This window comes from Candidatus Korarchaeota archaeon NZ13-K (genome assembly GCA_003344655.1).
Lineage (GTDB): Archaea > Korarchaeota > Korarchaeia > Korarchaeales > Korarchaeaceae > Korarchaeum.
On sequence record MAIU01000113.1, the window covers coordinates 1 to 3,153 of the forward strand.

Sequence of the window (3,153 nt, forward strand, 5' to 3'; positions counted from 1 at the left end):
CCCCCTACGTCGAGTTCTACGATGTGGTCCCCTCCGGCTTCAATCCTGATCCGGCCGCCACGGAGGGAGGCATGGTGCTGAGGCCCCTCAGCATGCTGGCGCTTGATGCCGATGCGAGCAGCCCGCCGGATTACAGCTCCATAACGAGCCCCACGGGCTACGCTAAGGGCTACGTCTGGAAGGTCTACCCTGTTCCGGCGCCACAGTACGGTTTCGTTCAATACTTCGAGGGGACTGGAAGCGACAAAGCGAAGCAGGTGACCGTGAGACTCTCGGATAAAAGCACCCAGACGCTGAACGTTTACCCGGTCGACTCTAGCACGATAAAAGTCGACAGAAATGATTACAGTGAGGGGAGCGAGTTCACAATAGGGACCACGAGCTTCCTAGTGGCCTATGTGGATGACAACCTGACTGGCGGGGGCGGATGGGTCGTCGTGTCCGCCAAGGGAAGCTACGGGAACCTTAATATGGATGTCTACAACCCTATATTCGTCAAGTACAGGGTCTGCGGGACCGGCGTCTACAACGCGACCGATCTCTTCATAATAGGAGTGGATCCGAGGAACACGCTCGATGCTATAGCCGTGAGGTTCCCGAACACCTCCATCAGCTTCGGAGCCTTCACAATTGAGCCCCTCATGGCGGCAGCATCCTTAATATTATTGGTGGCCGCGATCCTCTCGAGGAGGAGGCATGGCTAGCGTGACTTGGAGGGCACCCCTTCTCATATTTTTACTGCTACCGCTCCTCGCACCCTCGGCCCAGGAGGTCCTGATATACAGGGATGTCAGGTTGAGGATAATGCTGAACGGCGACGGCTCGGCCACCATAACGTATGAGTTCACTCTTGAGAACAGGGCAAGCGTTCCCGTTGTCCCGGGATATGGCTACTTCAACGTGAGCAGCGGTAGGATAGTTGATGCTCGGGCGGAGGTCATGGGGAAGAGTGCTGAGGCCATCCACGGGGAGAAGTACGCCCGCTATTCCATATGGGAGGTGATAAGGCCAGGGGGGAGCGTGAGGGTCAGGCTGGAGGTGAAGGTATCGGACTTCCTGAGCAGGGGAATCCTCTTCGATGAGTTCGACGCCACGCTCGGTCCCTTCTCATATCCCGTCGAGGGGGCCAGCATAGATGTCGCGCCGGGAGAGGGCCTCCACCTGGTCTACCTTGAGAGGAGCGGCTCCCTCGGCTCCGGGGGCCTGAGGTTGAGGGGAGAGGTGTCCAGGATACCGCTGCCCATGCTCCCGTTCAGCTGGTACCCGGTCTTCTGGGGCATCGTGATCCTAGCCCTAGCCTTCCTCCTGGCGCTGGGAGTGAGGAGGAGCTGATTGAGAGCCAGCCTCACGGCAGCTCTCATCATGCTATTCATGCTCACGATCGAGGCCTCCGCCCAGGGAGCTCACAGGGTGGAGCTGGACAGGGATCTGCTCTCGCCGGGCGATCCCCTGATCGCCAGGGTGTTCGGGGCCTGCAACGTCACGCTACTCGGTCCAAACATCAAAAGAGTGCTGTTCTCTGGTTACAGGGATTATCTGGAGCTTGAAATCGACACATCAGGCCTCCCACTTGGCATCTACGATTTGGTGAACTCCTGCGGTGATGATATAACTAAGGCGTCCTTCACCCTGGACGAGCTCTCCATAGATGTGAGATCCCCCTCGCCGAACCTGGTGGAGGTGGTGGTGCGCTCCAGGCTCCTCAACTCCCCCGTCGGGGCCTCCATAAGGGTCGATGGCTTGGCCTACGATGGGCCGTTCAGCCCGTCCCCGGGCTCCCACATCGTTGAGGCCAACTACTCCGGGCTAACCGCCTCGATCGAGTTCGAGGTCCCCGAGATACTGGTCGGGGAGTACTACACGCCCTCCGATGAGGTGAGCATCATGATAAGGTCCGAGGGGAGGCCCGAGCTCAGGGTGATATCGCCCCTCAATGTGAGCGAGAGGCTGGAGGCCCTGAGGCTCAACTCGACCCACTGGAGGGCTTCCCTCGAACTGAGGCATGCTGTGGCCCTGGGAAGATACGATGTCCTGGTCTCGCTGGGGAACCTGACCTTCTCGAGGAGCTTCAAGGTCACCTACTTCATCCTCAATCACTCCATGAGAGATGGGCTCCTCAACCTGAGCGTGAGGGATGCCCTGACCGGCGAGCCCGTCAGGGGGACGCTGGAGCTGGACTCCTGCTTCTGGAACGGGAGCTTCCAGATCAACGGCAGCCTTTTGGCCGGGGTGAGCGGGCCAGCGAGGCTCATCCTGAGGGATGAGAGGGGGCTGAGGTTCGAGGCAACGATACCAGGGGCTTCCACGGATGAGGGACTCTACTTCCCTGGTGAGAACGTGAGCATATGCGCATCTGGGTGGTTCAGGCTCAGGTCCCCGAGCGGCAGGGTCCTCTTGGAGGGCAGCGTCTCCGGAGTCGGGACCTTGAGCTATCCGCTGGCCAGGGAGGTGGAGCTCGGGACCTACTCGATTGAGAGCGATGGCCCCCCCTGGAGATTCAGCGTGGACAGCTACTCAATTGAGGCGAGCATTGAAGGGAGCATCTTGAAGGGAAGGGTGAGCTACTTCTTCGTGGAGCCAAAGAGCGTCTCCTACAGGTTCCTTCCCTCCAACCTCACCGGGGAGGCTGAGGTCAGGAACGGGAGCTTCAGCTTGGAGGTGCCACCCGATCAGGAAGCCGTCATGCTGGAGTGCGGTAACTCCGCCGTCGAGCTGAATGTTTGCGCCCCCTCCCTCGAGGTGGCTGGGGTGAGGTTGGAGGCCAATGGCACCTGCCTGACCGCTGAGGAGAGCGATGAAGGGATAATATTGACAATGAGATCTCAAGAAGGTTTTCTCACGATTCTGAGGGCTGAGATCCCGGAGGATAAGGAGATCTCGGTATCGCCCAGGGCCGGGGGCACGGGCCCGAGGATGAGGACCATGGGGAGGATCCAGGAAATCTTCCTGAGGGATGGATCTCCCTCAGATCCCGATGGAGAGGCCAACGGTTTGATTAGACTGGTCCTGAGCATCAGGGAGAGGGAGAAAGTCCGGGAGGGAGCTCAGGGGATGAATCTCAGCGCTGAATTCAGGGGGAAGGGGGGCAAGGAGGCCAAGCTGAGGTTCATCAGGGAGATAGTGGCGGATGGACCAGAGGGAAGGTGGAGAGCC

General features: G+C 59.6%; 3 protein-coding genes. All 3 read left to right on the forward strand.

Annotation, left to right across the window (positions count from 1 at the left end):
• Positions 1 to 704, forward strand: a 704-nt coding sequence (locus BA066_07480) for a hypothetical protein (protein RDD52850.1), incomplete at its 5' end; no start/stop codon positions are given.
• Entirely contained in the window at positions 697 to 1,332 is a 636-nt protein-coding gene (locus tag BA066_07485) for a hypothetical protein (protein ID RDD52851.1), read from the forward strand. The genes BA066_07480 and BA066_07485, both read left to right, overlap by 8 nt.
• Positions 1,333 to 3,153, forward strand: a 1,821-nt coding sequence (locus tag BA066_07490; GenBank protein ID RDD52852.1) for a hypothetical protein, incomplete at its 3' end; no start/stop codon positions are given.

Excerpts from the sequence above, each read along its gene's own strand:
- BA066_07485 (RDD52851.1), top strand. The coding sequence starts at position 697 with ATGGCTAGCGTGACTTGGAGGGCACCCCTTCTCATATTTTTACTGCTA.